At 71.3% G+C, this 26,627-nt stretch carries 19 protein-coding genes; 10 read left to right on the top strand and 9 right to left on the bottom strand.

The annotated features are described in order from the left end of the window. The 9 genes from DJ74_RS08960 to DJ74_RS08920 form a co-directional block, all read left to right on the top strand. Window positions 1–1,406, top strand: a 1,406-nt coding sequence (locus DJ74_RS08960) for a methyl-accepting chemotaxis protein (protein WP_094522160.1), incomplete at its 5' end; no start/stop codon positions are given. Continuing rightward, a complete protein-coding gene (locus DJ74_RS08955; protein WP_094522159.1) occupies window positions 1,399–2,157 on the top strand; it encodes a bacteriorhodopsin in 759 nt (252 codons plus the stop codon). The genes DJ74_RS08960 and DJ74_RS08955, both read left to right, overlap by 8 nt. Before the next feature lie 154 nt (window positions 2,158–2,311). After that, window positions 2,312–2,929: a uracil-DNA glycosylase family protein gene (locus DJ74_RS08950; protein ID WP_094527020.1), complete on the top strand. Its 618-nt coding sequence runs from the start codon at window positions 2,312–2,314 to the stop codon at window positions 2,927–2,929. 154 nt (window positions 2,930–3,083) lie between these two features. Continuing rightward, complete coding sequence (locus DJ74_RS08945; protein WP_094527019.1) at window positions 3,084–4,163, top strand: PhnD/SsuA/transferrin family substrate-binding protein; 1,080 nt, start codon at window positions 3,084–3,086, stop codon at window positions 4,161–4,163. Window positions 4,164–4,190: 27 nt separating this feature from the next. Continuing rightward, the gene (locus tag DJ74_RS08940) at window positions 4,191–5,009 is read left to right on the top strand and encodes a phosphonate ABC transporter ATP-binding protein (RefSeq protein WP_094522156.1); all 819 of its coding nucleotides are present in this window, start codon (window positions 4,191–4,193) and stop codon (window positions 5,007–5,009) included. Further along, on the top strand, window positions 5,006–5,974 hold the full coding sequence (gene phnE / locus DJ74_RS08935; protein WP_094522155.1) for a phosphonate ABC transporter, permease protein PhnE: 969 nt from the start codon (window positions 5,006–5,008) through the stop codon (window positions 5,972–5,974). Before DJ74_RS08940 ends, phnE begins: the two co-directional genes overlap by 4 nt. Before the next feature lie 257 nt (window positions 5,975–6,231). Beyond that, window positions 6,232–6,945, top strand: a complete 714-nt coding sequence (gene hisH, locus DJ74_RS08930) for an imidazole glycerol phosphate synthase subunit HisH (RefSeq protein ID WP_094522153.1) — start codon at window positions 6,232–6,234, stop codon at window positions 6,943–6,945. An 8-nt stretch (window positions 6,946–6,953) separates the two neighbouring features. Further along, complete coding sequence (locus DJ74_RS08925) at window positions 6,954–9,095, top strand: hydantoinase/oxoprolinase family protein (RefSeq protein WP_094527018.1); 2,142 nt, start codon at window positions 6,954–6,956, stop codon at window positions 9,093–9,095. After that, a complete protein-coding gene (locus DJ74_RS08920) occupies window positions 9,092–10,810 on the top strand; it encodes a hydantoinase B/oxoprolinase family protein (protein ID WP_094527017.1) in 1,719 nt (572 codons plus the stop codon). The genes DJ74_RS08925 and DJ74_RS08920 overlap by 4 nt, the downstream gene beginning before the upstream one ends. A gap of 9 nt (window positions 10,811–10,819) precedes the next feature. Here DJ74_RS08920 and DJ74_RS08915 read toward each other — a convergent pair whose 3' ends face one another. The 4 genes from DJ74_RS08915 to DJ74_RS08900 all read right to left on the bottom strand — a co-directional run bounded on the left by DJ74_RS08915 (window position 10,820) and on the right by DJ74_RS08900 (window position 14,274). Then, a complete protein-coding gene (locus DJ74_RS08915) occupies window positions 10,820–11,833 on the bottom strand; it encodes an aldo/keto reductase (RefSeq protein ID WP_094522150.1) in 1,014 nt (337 codons plus the stop codon). A 90-nt stretch (window positions 11,834–11,923) separates the two neighbouring features. Beyond that, window positions 11,924–13,423 carry a glycerate kinase gene (locus tag DJ74_RS08910; RefSeq protein WP_094527016.1) on the bottom strand — a complete coding sequence of 500 codons (1,500 nt, stop codon included), beginning with the start codon at window positions 13,421–13,423 and terminating at the stop codon, window positions 11,924–11,926. A gap of 79 nt (window positions 13,424–13,502) precedes the next feature. Then, on the bottom strand, window positions 13,503–14,087 hold the full coding sequence (locus DJ74_RS08905) for a DUF99 family protein (protein ID WP_094527015.1): 585 nt from the start codon (window positions 14,085–14,087) through the stop codon (window positions 13,503–13,505). 4 nt (window positions 14,088–14,091) lie between these two features. After that, window positions 14,092–14,274, bottom strand: coding sequence for a DUF5786 family protein (locus DJ74_RS08900; RefSeq protein WP_094522147.1), 183 nt, complete (start codon window positions 14,272–14,274; stop codon window positions 14,092–14,094). Between the two features lie 98 nt (window positions 14,275–14,372). Here DJ74_RS08900 and DJ74_RS08895 point away from each other — a divergent pair, with 98 nt between their 5' ends. After that, entirely contained in the window at window positions 14,373–15,014 is a 642-nt protein-coding gene (locus tag DJ74_RS08895; protein ID WP_094527014.1) for an MBL fold metallo-hydrolase, read from the top strand. A gap of 414 nt (window positions 15,015–15,428) precedes the next feature. Here the strand turns inward: DJ74_RS08895 and DJ74_RS08890 are convergent, their stop codons facing one another. The 5 genes from DJ74_RS08890 to leuS form a co-directional block, all read right to left on the bottom strand. Continuing rightward, window positions 15,429–18,368, bottom strand: coding sequence for a DEAD/DEAH box helicase (locus DJ74_RS08890; protein ID WP_176451329.1), 2,940 nt, complete (start codon window positions 18,366–18,368; stop codon window positions 15,429–15,431). Between the two features lie 131 nt (window positions 18,369–18,499). Further along, a complete protein-coding gene (locus tag DJ74_RS08885) occupies window positions 18,500–21,139 on the bottom strand; it encodes a PAS domain-containing protein (RefSeq protein ID WP_094527013.1) in 2,640 nt (879 codons plus the stop codon). A gap of 223 nt (window positions 21,140–21,362) precedes the next feature. After that, the gene (gene kynU, locus DJ74_RS08880) at window positions 21,363–22,799 is read right to left on the bottom strand and encodes a kynureninase (protein WP_094527012.1); all 1,437 of its coding nucleotides are present in this window, start codon (window positions 22,797–22,799) and stop codon (window positions 21,363–21,365) included. Window positions 22,800–22,907: 108 nt separating this feature from the next. Beyond that, window positions 22,908–23,642 carry a TIGR00266 family protein gene (locus tag DJ74_RS08875; RefSeq protein WP_141212584.1) on the bottom strand — a complete coding sequence of 245 codons (735 nt, stop codon included), beginning with the start codon at window positions 23,640–23,642 and terminating at the stop codon, window positions 22,908–22,910. Window positions 23,643–23,793: 151 nt separating this feature from the next. Beyond that, a complete protein-coding gene (gene leuS / locus DJ74_RS08870; protein ID WP_094527010.1) occupies window positions 23,794–26,514 on the bottom strand; it encodes a leucine--tRNA ligase in 2,721 nt (906 codons plus the stop codon). Between the last annotated feature and the right edge of the window lie 113 nt (window positions 26,515–26,627).

The following is a 26,627-nucleotide window of genomic DNA, read 5'->3' as shown; positions in this document are numbered from 1 at the left end:
CGCTGAACCTCGGACTGCTCGGAATCGTACTGATCGGCAACGTCGCGGTCGAGCTCCGGCGGCTGACGGAGACGGCCGAGGCGGTCGGCCGCGGCGACTTCGACGCCCGCGCCACCTCCGACCGGGGCGACGAGATCGGGCGCCTGTTCGCCGCTTTCGACGACACCCGGCGGTCGCTCCGGGACGCGGTCGCCGAGTCCGAACGCGCCGAGGCGGAGGCGGAGGCGGCCCGCCGGGAGGCGGAGGAGATGTCGGACGAGATCTTGGCGCGCGCCGAGACGATCGGCGGCGCCATGGAACGGGCGGCCGACGGCGACCTCTCGCGGCGGCTCCCCGAGGAGAGCGAGGTCGACGCGATCGAGCGCATCACCGCCGCCTACAACGAGATGACGGGCGGGCTCTCGGAGACCGTCGACGACATCCAGTCGTTCGCGAGCGACGTGGAGTCGACCAGCGAGGAGATGGCGACGCGCGCCGACGAGGTCGCCGGGATGAACGAGGAGGTGGCCGCCGAGATGCGGGCGCTTGCCGACGAGCTGGACGAGCAGACCGATCGGCTTCGCGAGACGGCCAGGGACACCGACGACTTCTCCGCGACCGTCGAGGAGATCGCGTCGACGACCGACGAGGTGGCGGGCGACGCGACCGCCGCCGCCGAGCTCGGGACGCGGGGCGAGGAGCGCGCGACCGAGGCGGTCGAGGCGATCGTCGCGATCGGCGACCTGCTGGCGGAGCTGGACGACCTCGTGGCCGGGCTCGACGACCGGATGGACGGGGTCGCGGAGACGACCGACGTGATCTCCGACATCGCCGAGCAGACGAACATCCTCGCGCTGAACGCATCGATCGAGGCGTCGCGGGCGGGCGAGGACGGCGACGGGTTCGCGGTCGTCGCCGACGAGGTGAAGGGGCTCGCCGAGGAGACCCGCGAGTCGACGACCGAGATCGAGGCGACCATCGGGGAGGTGACCGAGGACGTCTCCGCGGTCGCCGGCGAGATGGACCGGACGATGGGGGAGCTCGACGAGACGACCGCGGCGGTCCGCGCGGCCGGCGACGCGATCGAGGAGCTCACCGGGACCGTCGAGGACGTGGACGTGGCGATGGGCGACATCGCGCGGGCGACCGACGAGGGCGCGGAGGGGATCGAGTCCGTCGCGGCGCGCGTCGAGTCGGTCCACGCCTCGGCCACCGACGCCGCGGACCGCGCGCGGTCGCTGGCGGGGACCGCGGACGACACCGCCGAGACCGTCGGCGACCTCGCCGAGACGGCGACGGCGCTCTCGGAGCGGACCGCGTCGCTCTCCGAGCGACTCGACCAGTTCGAGACGCGACGGGACGCGGGCGCCGGACCGGCGGCCGAGCCGGGCGCCGCCGCCGACTCGGAGGTGACGGCCGATGATTGAGCCGTCCACGGTTCGGTTCGTGTCCGCGGGGATCTACGCCGTCTCCGCCGTCGTCCTGCTCGCGCTCGCGCGCCGCAAACCGGCGGCGCTGCGCCGGTACTGTTACCCGTTCGTCGCGGTCGTCGCGACCGCGGCCGTCGGCGTCGGGCTGTGGGGGGCCGGGATCGGGACGTTCTCGGTCGCGAACGGCACGCTGGAGGGCGGACAGGTGCTCACCGACTACGTGGCGTACCCGTTCCTGTTCGGGTTCGCGGCGTTCGTGGCGGGGACGAGCCGGCGGTACGTCGGCGCCGTGGTCGCCCTCATCGTCGCGATGCGGGTCGGCTACGACGTCGCCGAGGTGTTCGAGGGGCCCCTCGCGCTGGCGGGCACCGGAACCATCCTCGTCGGCTACGTCGCGCTGGTCTGGCTCTACTTCGGGCCGATCGCGGGCGCGGCGTCCCGCCAGCCGCCGGCCCGCGAGCTGTTCTACAAGAAGACCCGGAACCTCGTCCTGTTCGCCTTCGGGGTCCTCATCGCGTGGGCGATGTTCCAGATCGCCGGGCTGCTCGACGCGTTCACCGGCACGGTGACGCTGGAGTACCTCGACCTGCTCCTGCGCGTCGGCTTCGCGGGCTTCGCGTTCGCGAACGTGGAGACGCTGGCGGCGGGCGAAGAACCGGAGACGAGCGGCGGCTCGGCGCCGGGCGGCGACGCCGGGGCGGCACCGACCGACTCGGGACCGAACGCGGCGACGTCTGGCGCGGACTGACGTCCCGTCCGGCGCGGATCGGGCGGACTGACGTTCCGTCCAGCGCGGATCGGGCGGACTGACGTTCCGTCCGGCGCGGATCGGGCGGACTGACGTTCCGTCCAGCGCGGGCCGGGCGGACGGACTTATGTCGCCGCCGCCCGGATCGGATCGCATGACCGAGAACGCGGACGGGCTCGACGCCGAGCTCCGGGTGCCGTCCTGCGAGCGCTGTCCGGCGCTCGTCGAGTCGCGGAGTCAGATCGTTGACGGCGTCGGGCCGACCGACGCCGACCTCCTGTTCGTCGGCGAGGGGCCGGGCGCGAACGAGGACGAGCAAGGGGAGCCGTTCGTCGGGCGGTCGGGGGACGTGCTCGACGAGGCGCTGCGGGACGCCGGCCTCGCGCGGGCGGACGTCCGGATCACCAACTGCGTCCGGTGTCGCCCCCCCGACAACCGGGATCCGACGACCGAGGAGCTGGCGAACTGCCGGGGCCACCTCGAGAGCGAGATCGACCGGCTCGACCCCGCGCTGATCGTGACGCTGGGGAAGGTGCCGAGCGAGCACCTGCTCGACCGGTCGGTGGCGATCACGTCGGAGTCGGGCGACGTCGTCGACGCGCGGATCGCGGGCGCGTCGCGGCGCGTCCTGCTCTCCGTCCACCCGGCGGCGACGCTGTACGACCGGAGCCAGCGCGACGGCTTCTTCGAGACGATCGCCAGGGCGGGCGAGCTGAGCGGCGCGGGCGGCGCGGACGGCGGGAGCGGTCAGTCGCGGCTCGGCGAGTACTGACTCGGCCGCGGGAGCGATTCCGGCGACAGCCGGATCGGCCGAGTTCCCAGATGCTCCGATCGGACGGAGTCGGCGGGAGAATCGGACGGAGTCGGCAGGATCTACACAGCAAACATAGAAAACGATTAGTCGCGCCAGTCAGACACACGCTTGTATGTCCGACAACAGGCGGTCGGCGAACCGGCGTACGTTTATCAAGACAGCGGGCGCGGGCGGTGTCGTCGCGCTCGCCGGCTGTTCCGGCGGCGGCGGCGACGGTTCCGACGGGAGCGACGGCTCCGACGGAAGCGACGGGTCCGACGGCTCCGACGGGAGCGACGGCGGGACCTCCGGCGAGACGGACGACGTGCCCTCCGCGCAGTTCATCCTGAACCCGGCCGAGGCCGACGTGGAGATCGAACAGCAGTACCAGCCGATGTTCGAGTACCTCGAGTCCGAGGTCGAGGTCGAGATCGAGTCCGACCGCGCGGCCAGCTACACCGCGACGCTCCAGGCGATGCGGAACGAGCAGGGCGAGATCGCGGACATCTCGCCGTCCGCGGTCATCGCGGGCGAGGACATCCTCGACGTCGTCGGGGTCCGGGTCGCGTACGGCGCGGCGCGGTACTTCTCGACGACCACGACGACGCCCGACAGCGGCATCGAGTCGCTCTCCGACCTCGAAGGCGAGCTGATCTACATGGGCGACATCCTCTCCGTCTCGGGGACGCTCGTCCCCCTCACCATGCTGCAGAACGCGGGCCTCGACATCGGGAACGCCCCCGACGGCGACGCGAACGACTTCGACGCGGAGTACTCCGACCACACCACGGCGCGAGAGCAGATGGTCCAGCGCGACGACGTGATGGCGGCGACGACCGGCGCCTTCTCCTCGGCCCCGTACGTCCCGCAGGAGCAGTTCGAGGAGATGTCCCAGGACTTCGTCGACATCTCGGCGGAGTACGAGGGCGCCGGCGACGAGATCGAGTCGTCCGGGACGGAGCTCCAGCTGCTCGCGGTGTCCGACCCGATCCCGCGCGCGCCGCTGGCGACGCGGTCCAGCTGGGACGCCCCGGTCAAGGCCGACATCGAGGAGGCCATCCTGAACGTAACCGAGGACGACCTCAGTCACGGCGACGACTACGACGGCGAGCCGCTCTGGTTCACCGGCGTCCAGGAGGGTAGCATCGAGGACTACGAGCCGATCCGCGACGTGCTCGACCAGCTCGGTCTCGAGTTCGAAGACCTTTCGTAACCACCTCTCAACCTCTCTTTACACCTAATGAGTCGTATTACAGTCGACGGGGTCACGAAGCGGTTCGGCGACACCGTGGCGCTCGACGACGTCTCGTTCGAGGTCCCCCAGGGCGAGTTCGTCATCGTGCTCGGCGTCTCCGGGTCCGGGAAGTCGACGCTGCTCCGGTGTATGAACGCGCTCGAAACCCCGACTGACGGGGAGATCCGCGTCGGCGACGAGCCCGTCAACAGCCCCCGCAACGACATCGCGATGATCTTCCAGCAACACAACATCATCGACCAGATGACCGCGTACTCCAACGCGCTCACCGGGTCGCTCAACCGGAACACCTTCCTCGACTCCCTGCTCCAGCGGCAGGGCGAGGCGGACAAGCTCCAAGCGTTGGAGGCGCTCGACACCGTGGGGCTGCTCGACGAGGCCCAACAGAGCGCGAAGCGCATGTCCGGCGGGCAACAGCAGCGCGTCGGCATCGCCCGAGCGCTGGTACAGGACCCGACGATACTGCTGGCCGACGAGCCGGTCGCGAGCCTCGACCCGGGCTCCTCCCAGCAGGTCATGGGGTACCTCCGGACCGCCGCGCGCAAGCGTGACCTGACGGCCGTCATCAGCCTGCATCAGGTGAACCTCGCCCGGAAGTTCGGCGAGCGGTTCATCGGGCTCCGCGACGGGCGGAAGGTGTTCGACGGCTACCGCGACGAGTTCGACATGGACGTTATCGACGAGATCTACGGCGACATCGACACGGAAGGCATGTTCGCGCCCGACAGCGATCGGGACGGCGACGACGGGTCGATCGACGACGCGTCGTCGAAGCCGGTCTCCGGCGGGGGGATGGGACAGTGAGCTACGACGAGTCCGTCCGGGAGCGCTACGAGGCGATCGTCCTCGCTCGGCGCGTCAAGGCGCTCGTGATGGGCCTCGCGCTCGTCGTGCTCGGCGCGGTGTTCTACTACGCGCTCACCTCCGTCGGCTTCTTCGCGGCCAACATCCCCACCTACTTCCCGAACTTCCTCAACGCGCTCCGCGACTTCTTCCCGTTCCTCGCGCCGTCGTTCCCCTTCGTCGACCCGGGCGGCTTCCTCGAGTACTGGACGTTCATCAATGAGCGGAACCTCATCTGGGGCGGCATCGGAGGCGACACGCCGCTCCTCGGCGAGGCCGGTATCACGCTCGCGATGGGCTTCGCCGGCACCGTCATGGGATTCCCGTTCGCGCTGCTGTTCGGAATCTTAGGCTCCGGCCGCGTGACGCCGTTCCCGTTCAACTTCATCTTCCGCGGGCTCATGTCCTCGATCCGCGCCATCCCGGCGCTCGTGTGGGGGCTCATCTACATCCCGCTCGGCGGGATCGGTCCCGTCACCGCGACGCTCGCGATCGCGACCGACACTATCGGCAACCTCGGGCGGCTCTTCACCGACGAACTGGAGGAGATCGAGGACGGACCGATCGAGGCGATGGAGACGACCGGCGCGAACAAGCCGCAGACGATCACCTTCGGGATGCTCTCGCAGGTGACGACGCCGTTCATCGCGTGGACGCTGTACATCTTCGAGATCAACGTCCGGATCGCCGTCTCGCTCGGGATCATCGGCGGCGGCGGGCTCGGGAACGTGCTCTCCGTCCAGCAGGGGCTGTTCGCGTTCACCAACATGATGGCGACGATCCTCGTCATCCTCGTGCTGATCATCTCCGTGGAGATCTTCTCTCAGCGGATCCGCTCCGCGCTCCGCGAGGGCGACGAGGCGCAGGGCATCGTGGCGCTGCTGTTGGGCTTCCCGCAGCGGATGGCCGAGGCGGCGCTGAAGTGAGGGCGCCGCCGGACCGACCGCGGATCGACCGCGTTCGACGCTCCCTGCGCCACGCGCGTCCGCGTCGTCGCGGCATCGCCGCCGCGCGCGTCCGCGTCGTCGCGGCATCGCCGCCGCGCGCGTCCGCGTCGTCGCGGCATCGCCGCCATGCGCGCCCGCGTCGTCTGATCCCGCCCGACGCCGGGCCGCCCCGCCGCGCCGCCGCGCGCGACTGTCACAAGGGAAACCGACTTTTCGATGCCCCTCCCAGTGAGGGTATGAGCACCTTCGAGCCGCCCGCGGAGACGCTGGCGGACGTCGTTCTGGTCGACTACGGCCTCGGGAACCTCCGGTCGGCGACCCGCGGGCTGGAGCGCGCGGGCGCGTCGGTCGAGATCACCGACGACCCCGAGGCGTTCGCGGCCGCCGACGGCGTCGTCCTCCCGGGCGTCGGCGCGTTCCGCGAGGGGATGGAGAACGCCGGCCCGCTGCGCGAGGCGCTGACGGACCACGCCGAGGCGGGCCGTCCCCTGTTCGGCATCTGTCTCGGGATGCAGATGCTCCTGACGACCAGCGAGGAGGCCGACCACGAGGGCGAGGGCGAAGTGACGGGCCTCGATCTGGTCCCCGGTACCAACGTCCGGTTCGACGTCGACCGCAAGGTCCCGCACATGGGGTGGAACGAGCTCGATGTCGAGCGCGACCATCCGCTCGTCGACGGGGTCGACGGATCGGGGTCGGAGACTCCGCAGGCAGACGGACCCACGGGTGGGTCCGTCGACGGCGAGTACGCCTACTTCGTCCACTCGTACTACGCCGAGCCCGACGACCCGGACGCGGTCGTCGCTACCGCCGACTACGGGGTCGACTTCCCCGCCGTCGTCGCCAACGAGGCGGGCAACGTGTTCGGCACGCAGTTCCACCCCGAGAAGAGCGGGGAGACGGGGCTCCGGATCCTCCGGAACTTCGTCGAGTACTGCGCGGAGCGGTAGCGTCGGCGATGGTCGACGACAGCGACTCGGTCCGGATCGGCGTCGACGTCGGCGGCACGTTCACCGACGTGGCGCTCCTCGTCGGCGACGCCCTCACGACCGCGAAGGTGCCGACGACGACGCCCCAGCACGCCGGCGTCCTCGACGGGATCCGCGAGGCCTGCGACGCGGCCGGAATCGACCCGGCGGACGTCGACGCCTTCGCGCACGCGACGACGGCCTCGGTCAACGCCCTCTTAGAGCGTGACGGCGCGCACACCGCGCTCGTGACGACCGCGGGGTTCCGCGACGTCTTGGAGATCGGCCGCCAGACCCGCCCCTCCCTCTACGACCTGCGCGCCGAGAAGACGCCCCCGCTCGTCCCTCGCCGGCGGCGGTTCGAGGTCGACGAGCGCGCGACGACGGAGGGGACCGAGCGAGCCGTCGACGCCGAGGCGGTCCGCGACCTCGCCGCGGAGATCGCCGCGAGCGACGCCGAGAGCGTCGCCGTCTCGCTGCTGCACGCGTACGCGCACCCGGAGAACGAGGCCGCGGTCGCGAGCGTCCTCCGCGGGGAGCTCTCGGTCCCCGTCTCCGCCTCTCACGACGTGCTCCCCGAGTTCCGGGAGTACGAGCGCACGGCGACGACCGTCGCCGACGCCTACCTGACGCCGGAGCTCGACGACTACCTCGGCCAGGTCGTCGCGGGGGCGCGGGAGCTCGGGCTCCCGGCGCCGCGCGTCATGCGCTCGAACGGCGGGGTCGCCGACGCGGCGACGGTCCGCGAGAGCGCGGTCACCACGGTCCTCTCCGGACCGGCGGCCGGCGTTGTCGGCGCGGCCGCGGTCGCGGGCGGCGAGACGCTCGGCGGAGCGGACGGCGCCACCGGAGCCGCCCCCGCCGCCGTCACCTTCGACATGGGCGGCACGTCGAGCGACGTGAGCCTCGTGCGCGACGGTCGCGTCGAGCGAACCGCGGAGACGACGGTCGCGGACGTGCCGCTCCGCACGCCGACGGTCGACGTCGAGACGGTCGGCGCGGGCGGCGGATCGATCGCGTGGACCGACGCCGGCGGCGCGCTCCGCGTCGGGCCGGAGTCCGCGGGCGCCGAGCCCGGGCCGGCCTGCTACGGCAAGGGCGGAACGGAGCCGACGGTCACCGACGCCGACGTGCTCTTGGGCTACATCGGGCCGGACGCGGCGCTGGGCGGCGACCTCTCGCTCGACGTCGACGCCGCCCGCGAGGCGCTCTCCCGGCTCGCCGAGGCGGCCGACATCGGCGGCGACGGCGGGTCCGGGGGCGACGGCGAGACCGCGGACGCCCTCGATGCCCCCGCCGCCGCCGCCCGCGGCGTCTACCGCGTCGCCAACGCGACGATGGCGCGCGCGATCCGGTCGGTGACGGTCGAGCGCGGCCGCGACCCCCGCGACTTCGACCTCGTCGCCTTCGGCGGGGCGGGGCCGATGCACGCCGCCGCGCTCGCCGACCGGCTCGAGATGGACCGCGTGCTGGTCCCCGGTCCGGCCGGCGTGCTGTCGGCGTACGGGCTGCTCGCGGCCGACGAGACCCACGACGCGGCCCGCACGGTCCGGCTGCCGCTGGCCGACGCGACCGCCGTCGACCTCGGCGACGCCTTCGCGGCCCTGACCGACCGCGTCCTCGACGACGTCTCCGACCCCGCGGCGGCCCGCGTCGACCGCGCGGCCGACTGCCGGTACGCCGGGCAGAGCTTCGAGCTGACCGTCGACGGGGGGAGCGAGGGCGAAGCCGGAACCGCCGGCGACGCCGGGTCCGCCGTCGACCCCGACGCCCTCGCCGAGCGCTTCGCCGCGGCCCACGAGCGCGCCTACGGCTACCGGCTCGACGCCGGCGTCGAGGCCGTCACGCTCCGAGTCACGGCCACCGTCGAGGTGGCGGCGCCGACCGTCGCGAGGACGGGCGCGGCCGACGCGGAGCGCGGCTCCCGCGAGGTCGTCTTCCCCGACGAGGGGACCGTCGCGGCGACCGTGTACGACCGCGACGCGCTGGGGCCCGGGGCGACGCTCGACGGGCCGGCGGTGCTCGCGGGGACCGAGAGCACGACCGTGGTCCCGCCGGCGTGGGGCGGGCGCGTCCGCCGGGACGGGACGGTGGTGCTCGAGCGGGACGCGGCCGGGGGTGAGCGGCGATGAGCGGGGACGACGCCGACTCCACCGACGGCCGCGACACCGAGACCGACCCCGACGCCGCCCTCGACCCGGTCACCCTGGAAGTGATGCGCAATCAGCTGGAGGGCGTCGCCGAGGAGATGGGGCAGGTGCTGATCCGCGGTGCCTACTCGCCGAACATCACGGAGCGACAGGACTGCTCGACCGCCCTCTTCGACGCCGACGGCCGGATGGTCGCGCAGGCGGAGCACATCCCGGTCCACCTCGGCGCGATGCCCGAAGCCGTCGCGGCCGTGCGCGAGCGCGACCCGAGCCCCGGCGACGTGTTCGTCCTCAACGACCCGTTCACGGGCGGGACGCACCTCCCGGACGTGACGCTCGTCTCGTCGCTGGCGCTCGACGGCGACGTGGTCGGGTTCGCGGTCTCCCGCGCGCACCACGCCGACGTCGGCGGCATGGCCCCCGGGAGCATGCCGGCCGGCGCCCGCGAGATCCAGCAGGAGGGGCTCCGCATTCCCCCGCTCCGGCTCGTCGACGGCGGCGAGCGCGTCGACGACGTGCTCGACCTGATCCTCGCGAACGTCCGCACCCCGGCGGAGCGCCGCGCCGACCTCGAAGCGCAGCTCGCGGCCAACGGACGCGCCGGCGACCGGCTCGGTGAGCTCGCCGACGAGCACGGCCGCGCCCGCCTCGAGCGCGCCTTCGACGCCGTGATCGACTACTCCCGCGAGCGGATGACCGCGGCGATCGCCGACCTCCCGGACGGGACCTACCGGGCCGAGGACGCGATGGAGGGCGACGGCGTCACCGACGCCGACGTCCCGATCCGGGCGGCGGTGACGGTCGACGGCGGCCGGCTCGCGATCGACTTCGCCGGCAGCGCCCCGCAGGTCGACGGGAACTGCAACGCGCCGCTGGCGGTCGCGAAGAGCGCGGTGTACTTCGTCGTGCGCTGCGTCACCGACCCGGAGATCCCGCCGAACCACGGCTGCTACGAGCCGGTGTCGGTGTCGGCGCCAGACGGATCGGTCCTGAACCCGGACCCGCCGGCGGCGGTCGTCGGCGGGAACGTCGAGACGAGCCAGCGCGTCACGGACGTGGTGCTCGCCGCGCTCGGCGAGGCGGCCCCGGAGCGGGTGACCGCGGGGAGCCAGGGAACGATGAACAACCTCACGATCGGGGCGCGCGGCGGCGCGACCGGCGACCGCGGCGACCGCGACCGCGACGCCGCCGAGTCGTTCACCTACTACGAGACGATCGGCGGCGGCTTCGGCGCGCGCCCGGACGCAGACGGGATGGACGGCGTGCAGGTCGGGATGACGAACACGCTCAACACGCCGGTGGAGGCGCTGGAGGCGGCGTACCCGCTCCGCGTGGAGCGGTACGCCTTCCGCCCGGACAGCGGCGGCGACGGGCGCCGCCGCGGCGGGCTCGGCCTCGAACGACGGGTTCGCGTCGAGACCGCCGCGACGGTCTCGCTGCTGACGGAGCGTCGGCGCCGCGCCCCCGCGGGGATCGAGGGCGGCGAGCCGGGCGCCACCGGCGAGAACCTGATCGACGGCGACGCGGTGCCGGCGAAGGCGACCGTCGACGTGGAACCGGGGACGACGGTCACGGTCCTGACGCCGGGTGGAGGCGGCTACGGCGACCCGAGCGAGCGCGACCCGACGGCGCGGGAGCGCGACCGCGCGGACGGGAAGGTGACGGGGGAGGTCGAGCGGTCCGACGACTCCGACTGACGGCGCGCCCTACAGCTCGTCGTAGGGGCCGGGCTTCGCGGCGGTGAGTCGGTCGACCTGCTCGTCCGAGAGGTCGATGGACGCGGCCGCGAGGTTTTCGGCGAGCTGGTCGACGGTGCGGGCGCCGACGATCGGCGCGGTGACGCCGTCGCGGTGGGCGAGCCACGCGAGCGCGGTCTGGGCGGGCGAGGCGTCGACCTCGTCGGCGACCGCGTCGAGCTCGTCGTGGACGTCGAAGTTCTCCTCGGTGAGGTACGCCTCCTGGAAGCGGCTCGACTCGGCCGCCTTCGACTCCTCCGGGAGGTCCTCGTCGCGGTCGTACTTCCCGGTCAGGAACCCCTGTCCGAGCGGGCTCCACGGGGAGACGGCGAGGTCGCGCTGGCGGGCGAACTCCAGGTAGTCCCCCTCGACCTCGCGGTCGACGAGGTTGTACCGCGGCTGGAGCACGGTGAACGGCTCCCACCCCTCGCTGCGGGCGATCGCGTTGGCGCGGGCGACCTTCCAGGCGTTCGGGCGGAGCGTGGAGGCGCCGAGGTAGTGGACCTTGCCGGACTCGACGAGCCCGTTCAGCGTCTTCATCAGCTCGCGGGCCGGCGTCTCGTCGTCCCAGCGGTGGATGTAGAGGACGTCGACGTAGTCGGTGTCGAGCCGGTCGAGGAGGGCGTCGACGCGGTGGCGGACGTTCTTGCGGTTCGTGCCGCGGCTGTTCGGGTCGCCGTCGCGGATCTGCCAGTACACCTTCGAGGCGACCGTGTAGCGCTCGCGGTCGCGCTCGGCGAGCCAGTCGCCGATCCAGCGCTCGCAGTCCCCGCCGCCGTACACGTCGGCGGTGTCGATGTACCGGCCGCCGGCGGCCTCGTAGGCGTCGAGCAGCTCGTGGGCGCGCGCCTCGTCGATCTCCACGTTGCCCGCCTCGGTCACGCGGCCGAAGCGCCACGTGCCGAACTGCAGTTCGCTCGTTCGCAGCCCGGTCCGACCGAGCGGGACGGTGCCGAGGTCGATCTCGTCGAGTTCGGGCGTCATCTCTCAGAACCTTGTCCCGGTCGCCGCAAAAACCTACAGCAACCGGATGCGACGCGTGAACGCCTCTCACGCGACGACGCCGCGGTCCGTCTACGACTCGCCTTCCGAGTCGGCCGCCTCGATCACGATGGCGCGCAGGTCGTTGACGTTCGTGCCGGTCGGGCCGGTACGGAGCAGCGAGCCGGCCTCGTCGAGCAGGGGATATGCGTCGTGGCGGTCGAGGGCGTCGCGGGCGGCGTCCGGGTCCAGCGTCGTCGCGTCCGCGATCCCGCCCGCGGCGTCGGTCGGGCCGTCGATCCCGTCGGTGTCGGCGCTCGCGACGACGATCCGGGGCCCGTCGTCACCGTCGCCGTCCTCCCTCCCGTCGCCGCCGAGCGGTCCCTCGGCCAGCGCGAGGCCGGCGCTCGCCGCGAACTCCGCGTTCGGCCCGCCCGTCCCGTCGGCGTCGCCGAGCGTCACGGTCGTCTCCCCGCCCGAGAGCAACACGGTCGGCGGCTCCGCGGGCGACCCCCGCACCGCGCACTCCTCCGCGATCGCGGCGTGAGTGGTCCCGGCGCCCTGCGCCTCCCCTCGGACCCCCGCGGCGAGCACCAGCGGCTCGTACCCCCGCTCGGCGGCGGCGTCCGCGGCGTCGTCGAGCGCGGTCCGGCCGTTGCCGACGACGAACGCCCGGGCGCGGTCGAACGCCGGGTCGCCCGCGGTCGGCGTCTCCGCGAGATCGCCCGCCGCGCCCGCCTCGAGCCGCTCGCGGACGGACCCCGGAACGTCCAGGTCGTAGCGGTCCAGCACCGCCAGCGCGTCCGCGTAGGTGGAGGGGTCGGGGACCGTCGGGCCGCTGGCGATCGCGTCGAGCGGATCGCCGATCACGTCGCTTATCGCGAGGGTGACGACGGTCGCGGGCGCCGCCGACCGCGCGAGCCGGCCGCCCTTCACCGCCGAGCAGTGTTTGCGGACAGCGTTGATCTCGTCGATCGACGCGCCGCAGGCGAGCAGCCCCTCGGTCAGCTCGCGGAGGTCGTCCGGGGATATCGGGTCCGCGGGCGCCGCGAGCAGCGCGCTCCCGCCCCCGGTGATCGCGGCGAGTACGAGGTCGTCCGGGCCGGCGCGCTCGACGACGTCGAGCACGCGCCGCGCGCTCTCCACGCCGGCGTCGCTCGGGACCGGGTGGTCGCCCGGCAGGATCTCCACGCCCGCCGTCGACGGTCGCTCCGCCGGGTCCTCGGTGACGACGACGCCCTCGGCGAACTCGCGGTCGTCGCCCTCGAGCACGCCGGCGAGCGCGGCGGCGACCTCCGCGGACGCCTTTCCGGCCCCGATCAGGACCACGCGGTCGTAGTCGGCGAGGTCGTACTCGCCGGCGCAGTCGGCGCCCGCGGCCGTCGTCGAGCCCTCGATCCGGAGCGTCCCGTCGCGCACCGAGACGGCGCTCGGGATCAGTCGGTCCGGGCGCGCGGCCGCGATGCCGGCGGCGAGGCAGTCGAGGGCGACGCCGTGGGCCGGCGTCCGGACGAGTCGGTCGCGGTCGCGGAACGTCACGCCGGGCGCGCCGCCGTCCGAGGCGTCGCCGTCCGGCGGAGAGTCGTCGCTCATGCGGAGGCGGTCGGCCGGGGACGACATATATCCACGGGGGTCCCGCTCGCGCGTCCGCGACGGTCACTCGCGGTGCGCGCTACTCTCCCGCGGTCGCCTCGCGGTGCGCGCTCGCCGCGAGCGCGGCGATCCGGAGCGGCTCGGGCCGCCGGAAGCCGTCTCGCACCAGGTCGCGGACGGCGGCGGCCGCGCGGCCGTCGTCGAGGCCGATCGCGCGGACGAAGAGGGGGTCACCCGCGGGCTTCCCGTCGGGTTCTCCGCCGCGCTCGACCCGCACCCGCGGCGGGAGCGAGCGGTAGACGCCGAGTCGGCGCTCAAGGGCGTCGCCGTCGAACGCCTCGCGGAGCGCGGGTTCGAGCCCGGGGCTCGGCTCGTAGCTCACGGCGTAGACGGGGCGGTCGAGGACCTCGTGAAGCCGGCGGAGGTCGAGGAGGTTGAACCACGCCGGGGCGACGCCGGCGCAGGCGACGTGGCGGACGTCCTCGCGGCCGAGCGCGTCGAAGAGGGCGATCGCGGCGTCGGTGGCGTCGGTGCCGCCGACGGCGCAGCGCTCGAAGCCGAGTCCGTCGAGGGTCCCGTCGGATCTGACCACGGCGCCGGCTAGGCGGCTGGTTCGGTCGCCGTCGGAGAAGGCGATCCCGAGCGTCCGGCTCGGCGCTGTCACTCCGCTAGTTCTCTTCGGACTTGATCTCCTGGAGCCGGTCGAGAAGTTCGTCGTTGGAGGCGCCGGGCTCGTAGTCGACGGAGCCCTCGTGTACCTCCTCGGCCGCTCGGACTCCGTCCTCGTCGTCGAAATCCGCGTCCAGGTCTTGGTTCTCCTGTTCGGATTCGTCGTAGCTTCCGAAGCCCATATGTGTGTAATACTAACACCCCACCAGTGATAAATCCCCTGCCGGGATCGGGGTCGGGCCCGCACACGTTTTTACGCCGCGAACGCCCTCGTGTGGATATGGAGCCGATCACCGTCACCGCCGACGCGGAGGAGTTCACCTGCAACGCGTACCTCGTGCCCGGCGAAGCGCCGACGCTGGTCGACGCCGGGACGATGCCGGGCGTCGACGACGTCATCGCCGACGCGCTCGCCGACGCCGGCGTCGACGGGTTAGATCGGGTCGTCTTGACCCATCAGCACCACGACCACGTCGGCGAACTCGACGCGGTGCTCGACCGGTTCGACGCGACCCTCTACGCGAACGCCTCGCACCCGCGACGGGACGTTGGGATCGTCGACGGCGACGAGATCCTGATCGGCGACGAGCCCTGCGAGGTCGTCGAGAGCCCGGGCCACGCCGACGACCACGTCGCGTTCGTGGGCGAGGAGCGGCTCTACTCGGGCGACGTGGTCGTGTACAACGACGGCGCGTTCGACGACGGCTCGTTCGGCCGCACGGACATGGCCGGCCAGTCGCGCGAGGACCTGATCGAGAGCCTCCACACGATTCTCAACGTCCTCCCGGACACCGTCGAAGCGATGTACCCCGGCCACGGCGACGTCTACCGCGCGAGCGACGGCCCAGACACGGTCCGCGAGGTCATCGAGCGCGCGACCGAGCGCGCCGAGCGTAGAGAGCCGAAGTACCCGGGCGAGTAGCGACTGAACCGCGCCAGCGACATCTGCGATTATATATAAATAGATGTGCGGTGGCGCGTGCCGACGAGCGCCCAGCGGGCGCGAGTCGCACGCGCGAGGGACGCCGCGAGCGCTGATAAGCGCGAGCGGCGAGGCTGGGGAGGCGTGAGGCCGCGGTTGCGGTGCGGTATGGGGTGGGACTCAAAAGGGGCAGTCGCGAGGACGAAGCACGGCGCAGTAAGCACCGCAGGAACGAGCGAAGCGAGTGACGAGGAGCGCAGCAAGCCGCGCGAGTCCTCGCGGCCGGGGCTTTGGCGGTGTTCACTGTCGATCTGTCGTCAGTAATTTATCAGCGAGCGGCCGGGGCTTTGGCGGTGTTCGCTGTCGGCTCGGCATCGGCCGCTTATAAATAGCCGACCGAATCCCCGTACCGATCTAGTCCCAGAACGACTGCGTTCGCGCGTACTCGCGCTCCTGTCGGAGCACGTCGCGGTAGAACTCGTCTTCGTCCTCGCGCAGCTTGTTGATGATCCGCGCGGCGTTGTGCGGCCCGACCCCCCGCGCCGCCAGCGCGATCACGGCGCGCTTCCCGTGCGTCTGGACGAGGCTCGCCGCCCGATGCGCCCGTTTCGTCCGCCGCTCCTGTTCCTCGTCCTTCTCGCTCGCCCGGACCGCTGCGACCGTCTCGTCGTCCCACGGGTTCAGCGCGGCGACGCGGGTCGACCCGCAGTCGGGGCACTCCGGCTGGTCGGGGACGCGCCGCACCTTCGTCGTGCGCCGCCAGTCGGCGCAGTGGAGACAGAAGAGGATGACCCGGTCGTTCCGAATCCGCTCGCGGATCGTCTCGATCACGTCGGCGTCGGCGTTCTCCGGGACGAGGAACTCGGTCCCCGCGGAGCGCCCGGCCGTGCCGAGGGGGGTGCGCTCGCGGGCGATGTCCACGTCGAGAGACCCGCCCTGGATCGCCGCCAACAGGTCCGCCGTCTCCGCGACCGCGAGGTCGGCGTGGAACACCTCGCGGAGCGCCTCGTCGTAGACGGGCGTCCCCTCTAACGCCGCGAGCAGGCGGTCGCCGCCGAACCGCCCCTTCCCCTCGCGGTAGCGCTTGACGGCGCCGAACTTCGCGGCGACTTGCGCGAGCGTGAACTTGAGCGCGTCCGATTTCTTCAGGGCGAGTTCGAGGTACGCCTCCAACCGGTCGGGGTCGGTCGTCTCCAGCACCTCGCGGAAGGTCCCGGGATCGACCCCGTGAGGGACCTCGAACTCGATCCGGTAGGGGTCGACGTCCATTCCGATCGACGAGCCGGCGCGCTGACCGACGAGCGCGGCGAGCAGGCGCGCGAGCGTCTCGTTGACCTCGTGGCCGAAGGCGGCGTTGACCGCGACGGTACGAGCGCTCCCTTCGATCACGATCCGGCGGTCGGTGGGGATCGGGTGGCCGGCCTTGACCTGGTCGACGACCGGTTTCAGCGCGGTCGCGACCGTCTCCTCGTCGGCGGGGTAGCGCTCCGCGAGGTCGCCCGCGACCGCCCCGGGGGTCGACCCCGCCGCGAGCGCCGCGGCGGCGTCGCCCCGGATTCGCCCGACCTCCTCGGCGACGGGCTTCGGGACCGGGATCTCTTCGCCGATCCACGAGGGCACCTCGCCCGCCGGGTCGGCGATGGGCGTGACGTTCACGCGCTCCTCCTCCTCGTCGACCTCGGTGATGCGCCACATCTCGCCGCGCTGGATGAACGTCTCGCCCGGGCCGGCGAAGTTGACGACGAACCGCTCGTCTAAGGTGCCGATCCCCCGCCGCGAGGACATGTCGTACACCTCGTAGGTGGACTCGTCGGGGATCATCGAGAGGTTCGCGTAGAAGTACTGCCACGTGCCGCCCGACTTCTCTAGCGTGTCGGACTCCTCGTCGAGCCACAGCAGGCGGTTGCCGTCGAGTTCGCGGACGATCTCTTGGAACTGCGGCTCCGAGAGGTCCCGGAACGGGTAGGCGCTCGTGACGGTCTCGTACGCCACGCGGGCGTGGACGTCGCCCTCGTCCATCACGACCCCGACGATCTGGTTCGCGACCGTGTCGAGGCTCCCGTGGTGGATCGCGGCCGGCTCCACGAGCTCGGCGTCGGCGCGCCGGGCGATCGCGAGCGCCTCGAGCGTGTCGTCGCCGCCCTGCGTCACGACGGTCCCCTCCGACACGAGGTCGCGGCGGTGCCCGGCGCGCCCGACGCGCTGGAGCAGGCGGGCGACCTCCCGCGGGCTCCCGTACTGGACCACGTGGTCGACGCGCCCCACGTCGATCCCGAGCTCCATCGAGGAGGTGCAGACGAGCCCGTCTAGGTCCCCCGACTTGAACCGGTCCTCGACGTCGATCCGGACGTCCTTCGAGAGCGAGCCGTGGTGGACCTCGATCTCGGTGGGGTCGGCGTCCCCGTCGCCTTCCCCGCCGCGTTCGGCCGCCTCTCGCTCCCGCTCCGCGAGCGTCTTGAACCGCGAGCCGAGCGCCTCCGCGGTCTGTCGCGTGTTGACGAAGATCAGGGTCGACTCGCGGTCCGCGACGATCCCGCGGATCGTCCGCACGTGGCTCGCGGTCGTCTCGTCGACCGCCAGCTCGCCGGCGAGGGTCGCGTCGCGGTCCGTGATCTCCGGGTCGAGCACGCGCACGTCGGTCCGCGAGCCGGCCGCCACCTCGACGATCTCGAACTCGCGGTCGCCCTCGCGGTTCGGGTCGCGCTTACCGCTGCCGACGAGGAACTTCCCGACCTCCTCCGGAGTCCCCACGGTCGCGGAGAGCCCCACCCGCTGGAACGGCCCCGCGACGCGCCGGAGGCGTTCGAGCCCGATAGTCAGCTGCGCGCCGCGCTTCGCGGAGGCGAGCTCGTGGACCTCGTCGATCACGACGTGCGCGACGTCCTCGAGGCCGACCCGCATCTTCGAGCCCGTCAGGATCGCCTGCAGGCTCTCCGGCGTCGTGATCAACACGTCCGGCGGGTCGTCGGCCTGCTTCGACCGCTCATACCGCGTGGTGTCGCCGTGACGCACCGCGACCTCCACGCCGAGCCGGTCGCCCCACCACTCCAGCCGGTCCATCATGTCGCGGTTGAGCGCGCGGAGCGGGGTGATGTACAGCGCGGAGATCCCCTCGCGGGGCTGGTCGCCCGGCGCGTTTCGGGCGTCGACGATCGCGTCGAAGACGGGGAGCATCGCGGTCTCCGTCTTCCCGGTCCCCGTCGGGGCGAGGACGAGCGCGTTCCGCCCGGCGGCGAGCGGCGGGATCGCCTCGCGTTGCGGCTCCGTCGGCGTCGAGAACCCCTGCTCGGAGAGCGCCTCTCGGACCTCGCTCCCGAGGTGCGCGAACGCGTCCATGCCCGACTGTTCCGCCATTAGCTGATCGTCGGACGTTGGGCGCTCGGGCGATTAAGCCCGTCGCTGTGCGAGATCCGGACGGGCGATCGAGGCCGTCCGCGTCCCCGATAGGCTGGGGTCAGTTCGGTCGACGCCCGGTAGCCGTCCGTTCAGTCGACGATCGGCAGTTCGACGACGAACACGCTGCCCGTCGGTTCGTTGTCTTCGACCCACACGCCGCCGCCGTACTTGTCGACGAGCGTCTTGACGAGGTAGAGCCCGATACCCGTTCCGCCGCTCTCGAGGCCCTTCTCGCCTTCCTGGAAGATCTGTTCTTTGTGTTTATCCTCGATACCGGGACCGTTGTCGGCGATCGACACGCGCACAGAACCGTCCCCAACGCGGGTCGAAACCCCGATTTCGGCCGCGTCCTTGTCGTTGTGGACGACCGCGTTCGTCAGCAGGTTCCGGAACACCGACTCCAACAGCTCGTCCGCCAGCACCGTCACGTCGGGGACCGACCCGTCGACGGAGATCGTCGCCCGGTCCTGATCCGAGCGGACCTTCTCGATCTGCTCGGTGAGTTCGTCGCGGAGGCTCATCGGGGTCCGGTCGGCGCCGACCTGTAGCAGCACGTCCGTGACGTCTTTGGCCGTTTCCGTGATCTCGGCCGCCTGCTTCGCCGCCTCGATGACCGTCCGCGCGTACGTTCGACTCCGATCGTCGGGAAGCGAGTCCTTGAGCAGGTCGGTGTACGACTCCACGACCATCAGCTGGTTCCGGATGTCGTGGCGGACGACCTGATTGAGCAGGGTGAGGTTATCCCGTTGCTGCTCGAGCGTCTGCTCGTACTCCTTGAGCTCGGTCACGTCGCGGGCGTATCCCAAGACGGCGTCCTCTCCCGTTTCCGGCATCTTATAGGGGATCTTCACCGTCTGCAGGATGCGCGTTTCGCCGGCCGCCGTCGTCAACGTCTCCTCGCCGATCTCCTTCGGCTCGCCCGACTCGATCACCTCCAAGTCGTCCTGTCGGAACTCGGCCGAGTCGTCGACGTCGGGGATTATCTCGCCCTCCGAGCGACCCTCGACCTCCTCGGGCGTCTTCCCGTACGCCTCCGCGGTCGCCTCGTTGGCCAAGAGGTACTCGCCGTCGCGGTTCTTCACGAACACCAGGTCCGGCACGAGGTCGATGATCTCCCGGAGCTCCTCGCGGGTCGACTCGAGGGCGATCTCGTACTCCTTCCGCTCCGTGATGTCTTGGAACAGCCCTAACGCGCCGACGACGTTTCCCGCGTCGTCGAACTGCGGATCGCCGATCCCCCTGACCCACCGAGTCTGCCCGGGCGCCGTGACGATCCGCAGTTCGAGATCGTACGGCTCGCCCTCCTCGGTCAGCCGGTCGAACGCGGTCTCGATGGTCTCTCGGTCGGCCGGATGGTAGTACTCGATGGCTTCCTCAAGGTCGATCGACTCTTCTACGGGCACCCCGTGGATTCGGTACACCTCGTCGCTCCACGTGAGCGACTCGTCGATCAGATCGACCTCCCACCACCCGATCGACGCGCTCTCTTGCGTCCGCTCGATGAGCGCCCGCGTGCGTTCCAACTCCGTCTCTCGCCGCTTTCGCTCGTCGATGTCGAGGTGGATGCCGACCGCTCGCACCGGCTCCCCGTCCCCGTCGCGCTCGACGATCTTCCCGACGTCGCGGATCCACTTCCACTCGCCGGACGCGGTCCGCATCCGATGTTCCGTGTCGTAGTACTCCGTCTCGCCCGCCATGTGGTCTGACAGGGCGTCCTCGACCGGCCCGAGATCGTCGGGGTGGACGCGGCGCTCCCACTCCTCGAGGCGCGGTTCGATCTCGTCGGCGGAATGCCCGAGCATCCGCGCCCACTGATCGTTGAACTCGACTTCGTCGGTGGTCATGTCCCAGTCCCAGATGCCGAGTTGGGCGCCCTCGACCGCGAGTTCGAGGCGGTCTTTGAGCTGCTGAAGCGCTCGCTCTCCCTCTTTCTGCTCGGTGATGTTCGTCGAGACGCCGCAGACGGCCACGATCTCTCCCTCGTCGTCGTACACGGGTGACTTCCGAGTGAGGCGGACGCTTTCCCCCGCGGGAGTCGGGATCGTCTCCTCGAGTTCGATCTGCTCGCCGCCGTCGAGGACTCGTAAGTCGTCCGCCCGCGCCTGTTCGGCGATCTCCTGCGGGAAGAGGTCCTCGTCGGTCATCCCGACGGGATCCTCGTCGACGTCAAACAGGTCGCGGCACGCCTGATTCACCAGGAGATACCGACCGTCGGCGTCTTTGAGAAACACCGCCGCCGACATCGTCTCCAACACGGTCTGGAACCGGCGGTACGTGCGCTGATGCTCTCGCTCCTGTCGCTTTTGCGCGGTGATCTCCCGAGCGACGCCGACGATCCGCGTTATCGTCCCGCCCTCGGTGATCGGCGTCAGCTTCGTCTGCCAGTGGCTCGTCCCGCCCGGGAACGTGAGCCGCTCCTCGTACTCGACCGTGTCGCCCCGTTCGACGCAGCGGCGGTAGTTCGCGGCGACGACCGCGCCCTGCTCGTCGCCGAGGAGTTCCCGCGGCGTCTCACCGCGCATCGCGTCCTCGGAGAACCCCGTTTGTTCCTTGTGCGCGGTGTTGTTCTGTCGAAACGTGAACTCGTAGCCGTCGCCGGTCCGCCCGACCTCAACGACGAAAACGGCGTCGTCCATCTCGCGAAAAATCGCTTCGTAAACTGCGTCGACGCCCTCGTCGGCCACGCCGAACGAGCTAGCGTTGGTGTTCGAACGTGCATTCTCGTCCATCGGTTCTCTTAGCGGTATATAGGATTAATACGCTGATAAGAGTGCGGATATCGACGCCCGAACTCGAACTCTAACGGGCCGCGAGGGCGACGAAATCGACGCTCGATCGCCGGATTCGTGCTCGTCGCCTCGGCCGTCGCGACCGCTACGTCGCGTCGTCCTCACCAGCCGCGGCCGCTACGTCGCGTCGTCCTCACCAGTCGCGACCGCTACGTCGCGACCGCTACGTCACGCCGCCCGCACCCGTCGCGTACGCCTCGTGGGCGCCCGACTCGAGGACCGCCTCGATCTCGTCGACCACGTCCAGCACGTCCGCGAACGAGGTGTACGGGGCGGCCGGACACACGCGTACCACGTTCGGCGGCCGGAAGTCGACGACCACGCCGCGGTCGGTGAGCGCCTTACTCAGCCGCTCCGCCTCGGGGTGTTCGAGGGCCACGTGGCCGCCGCGGGCCCCGTGCTCGCGCGGGGTTCCGACCGAGACGTCGGGGAGCCGATCGTCGACGAGCGCGATCAGGAAGTCCGTGAGCGCGAGCGACTTGGCGCGCAGGCGGTCGATCCCCGACTCCCGCAGGAGCTCGACCGAGCCCTCGAGGGGCGCGGCCGCCAGCAGCGGGGGCGTCCCGATCTGCCACGCGCCGGCGGAGTCGGCGGGGGTGTACGTCATCCGCATCTCGAACTGCGTCGCCTTCTCGTGGCCCCACCACCCCGCCAGCGCGGGCGTGAGCCCGTGGTGGCGCTCGGCGACGAACAGCGCGCCGATCGCGCCGGGGCCGGCGTTGAGGTACTTGTACGTGCACCACACCGCGAAGTCGACGCCGACGTCGCCGAACGCGTGCGGGACCGCGCCCGCGGAGTGGGCCGCGTCGAAGCCGGCGTACGCGCCCGCCTCGTGGGCGGCCGCGGCGATCCGCTCGACGTCGAACAGCTGGCCGGAGCGGTACAGCGCGGTCGGCATCCAGACGATCCCCACGTCGTCGTGCGCTTCCAGCGCGGCCTCGATGTCTCGGGGGTCGATCGTCCGCCCGTCGCGGCTCTCGACGACGCGGAGCTTCTCGTCGGGGTCGATCCCGCGCTGGCGCAGTTGGGCGCGGATCGCGTAGTGGTCGGAGGGGAAGTCGAGCTCGTTGACGAGGACGGCGGGCTCGACGCTCCGGTCCCACTCGCCGTCTGCCCGTGTCATCTCCTCCCGCTCCGGGCCGTTCCCCGCCAGCAACTCGTCGAGGAAGGTGCCGATCAGGGTGTGGATGTTGACGGTGATCGAGTTGCCGACGACGACCTCGTCGGGTGCGGCGCCGACGAGGGGCGCGAGCGCGTCGCCCAGCCGCTCGCCGACCGAGAACCACGGCGGGTCGGCGTCGGTCCACCCGCCGATGAGCAGCTCGCGCCACTCGTCGACGACGCGGTCGACGCTCGCGAGGGCGGCGTCGCTCGCGGGGCCGAGCGAGTTGCCGTCCATATACAGGCGGTCGCCGGGCACGTGGTACCGGTCGGCGAACGAGGAGAGCGGGTCGGCCTCGTCGAGGCGAGCGGCGAGGACGGCCGGGTCGGAACCGTCGAAGTCGGGCGCGTCGCCGTCGGGCGCGTCGCCGTCGGCCGCGCCGCCGGCCAGCCCGTCGCCGGCGAGGGCGTCGCGGGCTGGGGCGTAGGGATCGTCCATACCCGATCGGGTGGCGCCGCCGACTAATCGTTTCCGGGGCGGGCGCGGATTTCCGGTCGAAACCCTGGCGCGGGGCGTCTCGGCGGTGGGGAGACAGTATCGACGCGATCAGAGGAAGTCTTCGACGCCCATGCCCGCGTCCCCCTCGTCCTCGCCGCTTTCTCCACCGGTGGTCGTCCGGAACACCGCCGGGTTGCGCGTCTGGATCCACACGCGGCCCTCGCCGGAGAACTTCGAGACGAGCCCCTCGCCGCCGAGCACCGCCGACTTGATCGTGCCGTCCGTCTCTCTGGAGACCGTGAGGCCGTCCGTCCACGCGATCAGATGATCGGTGTCGACCACCGTCGGATCGTCGGGCTTCACGTCCGTCTCGACGATCGAGCCGTACGCCGAGAGGAAGCACTGCCCGGTTCCCGACAGTTCGAGGACGCGGAGGCTTCCCGAGGAGAAGAAGCCCTGCGCGTCGTTGAACGCCGTGGACCGCTCGACGGTCGGCTCCCACGCGAGGATCGCCCCCGAATTGACCTTGATCGGCCCGTCTCGGCCGACGTCGACAGCGAAGACGTCACCCGGATGGTCGGGCGCCAGCGTGATCTCGGCCCCGTCCGCCGTCGCCTCGAAGGCGTTCTCCACCACGTCCTGACTCGAACTGATCGCCGACTTGATGATCCCGCCGACCCCTTCACCGCCGCCCACCTCGGCGTCCGCGTCGACGCTCTCGCTCCGGCTTATCATCGCCCCGGTCTCGGCCATGAGTCGGTCGTCTCGGTCCATGGTCGTTCGCAACACCGCGTAGCTCGGACCCTTCTCGATGGTGTACTGCATCTCGTGCGTGATATTCACACACTATCATAGATAATTTACGTATTTTTACATTGGATTGGTGTCACTAACCAGTGATGTTCCGCGTCGAGAACGCCGGCCGGCATCGACCGGTCGGGCGTCTGCGCCCGGCGGCAGTTCGGATGCCGTCTGCCGGACGAGAGCCGGACCCCTAGTCGACGATGTCGATCGCGGGCCGGCCGGGCTCGGCCTTCCGGACCACCGCGTCGTCGGCGTCCGCGGCGCGCTCGACGCGGACCGGGGCGTCGAACTCGCGCTCGATCAGCCACGAGGCCGCGCGCAGCGCCTCGTACTCCTCGTCGCCCGACAGGGTCTCCTGCAGCGCCTCGCGGTTCGCCTGCAGGTCCTGGCCGTAGGAGGCGGCGTCGTCGCCCCGCTCCCGGATGTGGCTCTCCGCCATCAGCTCCGAGATGAGGTTGTCCGCGTCGCTGTCGATCGCGACCTTCAGCGCGTCGTACTTCCAGTCGGGCGCGACGACGACGTCGATCCGCTCGGGGTCCTCGATGCCGGCGACCTCGACGATGTCGCGCACGTCCTCGCGGGTGTTCTCGACCAGTCGGCGCCGCTTCTCGACCGTCTCGCGGTCGACCGTCGCGGTCGGCCAGTCGGCCTCGACGACGAAGCCGTCGCGACCCAGCGTCGCCCACAGCTCCTCGGCGAGGTGCGGGACGACCGGCGCGAGCAGGCGGACGGCGACGTCGAGCCCGCGCTCGTAGGTGTCCGGGTCCGGGTCCGCGTGCCCGCGGTAGCTCCGCAGCGTCCCCACGAGGTCCTGCGCCTCGCGGAGCGCGACGTTGAACGTGAGGTCGTCGTACTCGTCGCCCGCGATGGCGACGGCGGCGTCGACCTCGTCGGCGACGTAGTCGTCGACCGTGTCGCGGTCGGCGTCAGGGGGTGCGGTCTCCGCCGCGCCCGCGGCGTACCCCTCGACGAGGTCCGTCAGCCGCGCCAGGAAGCGGTGGGTCGACCGGACGCCCTCCTCGGACCAGTCGAAGTCGCGCTCGGGCTGGGCCGCCTGCATCATGAACAGCCGGGCCGTGTCGGCGCCGTACTCGTCGACGATGCGCTGCGGGGAGACGACGTTCCCCTTCGACTTGGACATCTTCTCGCCCTCCAGCTGGACCATCCCCTGCGCCAGCAGGTTCGTGAACGGCTCGCGGTGCTCCAGCCCCTCCTCGTCGGCCAGCACCTTGGTGAAGAAGCGGGAGTACAGCAGGTGCATCACGGCGTGCTCGATGCCGCCGACGTACTGGTCGACCGGCATCCAGTCGTTCGCGCGCTCTAAGTCGAACGGGGCCGAGTCCAGGTCCGGCGAGACGTAGCGCAGGAAGTACCACGAGGAGTCGACGAACGTGTCCATCGTGTCCGTCTCGCGGGTGGCCGGCTCGCCGCACTCCGGACAGGTCGTCGCCTTCCACTCCTCGGCGGCGTCCAGCGGGTTCCCGGTCGTGTTGATGAACTCCGGCAGTTCGACGGGCAGGTCCTCGTCCGGGACCGTCACCGGGCCGCAGTCGTCGCAGTGGACGACCGGGATCGGGGTGCCCCAGTAGCGCTGGCGGGAGATGCCCCAGTCGCGCAGCTGGTACTGGGTGCTCTCCACGGCGCTCTCGATGTCCGCGGTGAGCCGCTCGCGGGCCGTCTCGCTGTCGAGGCCGCTGTACTCGCCGGAGTCGATGAGGACGCCGTCGTCGGTGAACGCCGCCTCGCTCACGTCCGGCGCGTCCGGAACCGTCTCGCCGTCCCAGTCGTCTGGCTCCGGCGCGACGACCGGCCGGATCTCGACGCCCATCTTCGTCGCAAAGGCGTGGTCGCGCTCGTCGTGCGCGGGCACCGCCATCAGCGCGCCCGTCCCCACGTCCGAGAGGACGAAGTCGGCGACGAAGACGGGGATCTCCTCGCCCGTGGCCGGGTTCGTGGCCGTGAGGTCGGTCTCGACGCCGTTCGGCTCGTCGCCCTCGGGGTCGGCCTCGTGGTGGACGAACTCGTGGACGGCGTCGTCCTCGGCGGCAAGCTCCTCGCTGATCGGGTGGTCCGGCGCCAGCGCGAAGAACGTCGCGCCGTGGACGGTGTCGACGCGGGTGGTGAACGCCTCGACGGGGCCGTACTCCCGCGGCTCGGTTCCCTCGCCGCGTCCGTTCGAGGCGCTCCGCGCCTCGCTCACCTCGAAGTCCAGCGTCGTCCCGTACTGCCGGCCGATCCAGTTCCGCTGCATCTGGCGCACCGAGTTGGGCCACCCCTCCAGGTCGTCGATGGCCTCCAGCAGCTCGTCGGCGTACTCGGTTATCTTCAGGAACCACTGGTCGAGGTCGCGGGTCTCGACGGGCGTGTCGCAGCGCCAGCACAGCTCGGCGTCGCCCTCGACCTGCTCGTCGGCGAGGACCGTCTCGCAGGAGGGACACCAGTTCACCTCGGCGTCGCGCCGCTCCACGAGGTCGGCGTCGGCGAAGCGGTTGAACAGCCACTGGTTCCACTTGTAGTACTCCGGCGTGCAGGTGGTGATCTCCCGCTCCCAGTCGTAGCCGAACCCCATCGACTTCATCTGGCCCTTCATCGTGTCGATGCAGTCGAACGTCCAGTCGCGGGGGTTGGTGTCGCGCTCCTTGGCGGCGTTCTCGGCGGGGAGCCCGAACGCGTCCCATCCCATCGGGTGGAGCACGTCGTCGCCGCGCATCCGGCGGTACCGGGCGTACGCGTCCGTGATGGTGTAGTTGCGGACGTGGCCCATGTGGAGCTTCCCCGACGGGTACGGGTACATCCCCAGCACGTAGGTTGGGTCGTCGGCCTCGTCCGGCGTGTGATACACGGAGGCGTCCTCCCACGCCTCCTGCCACCGATTCTCGACCGCGGTGTGGTCGTAACCCTCCTGAGACATCTGCTTATATACTCGTGGTCGGGTCGGCGTCGTATAGCTTTCCATCCACTGGTGCGGTGTGACACACCGCCCCGTGGACTGAGAGCGGGACGCGCCGGCGCCGGAACCGCCGG

Source organism: Halorubrum sp. Ea8, from assembly GCF_002252925.1.
GTDB lineage: Archaea > Halobacteriota > Halobacteria > Halobacteriales > Haloferacaceae > Halorubrum.
Note: the sequence above shows the minus strand (reverse complement) of the source record. Positions and strands in the feature narration are given on the sequence as shown.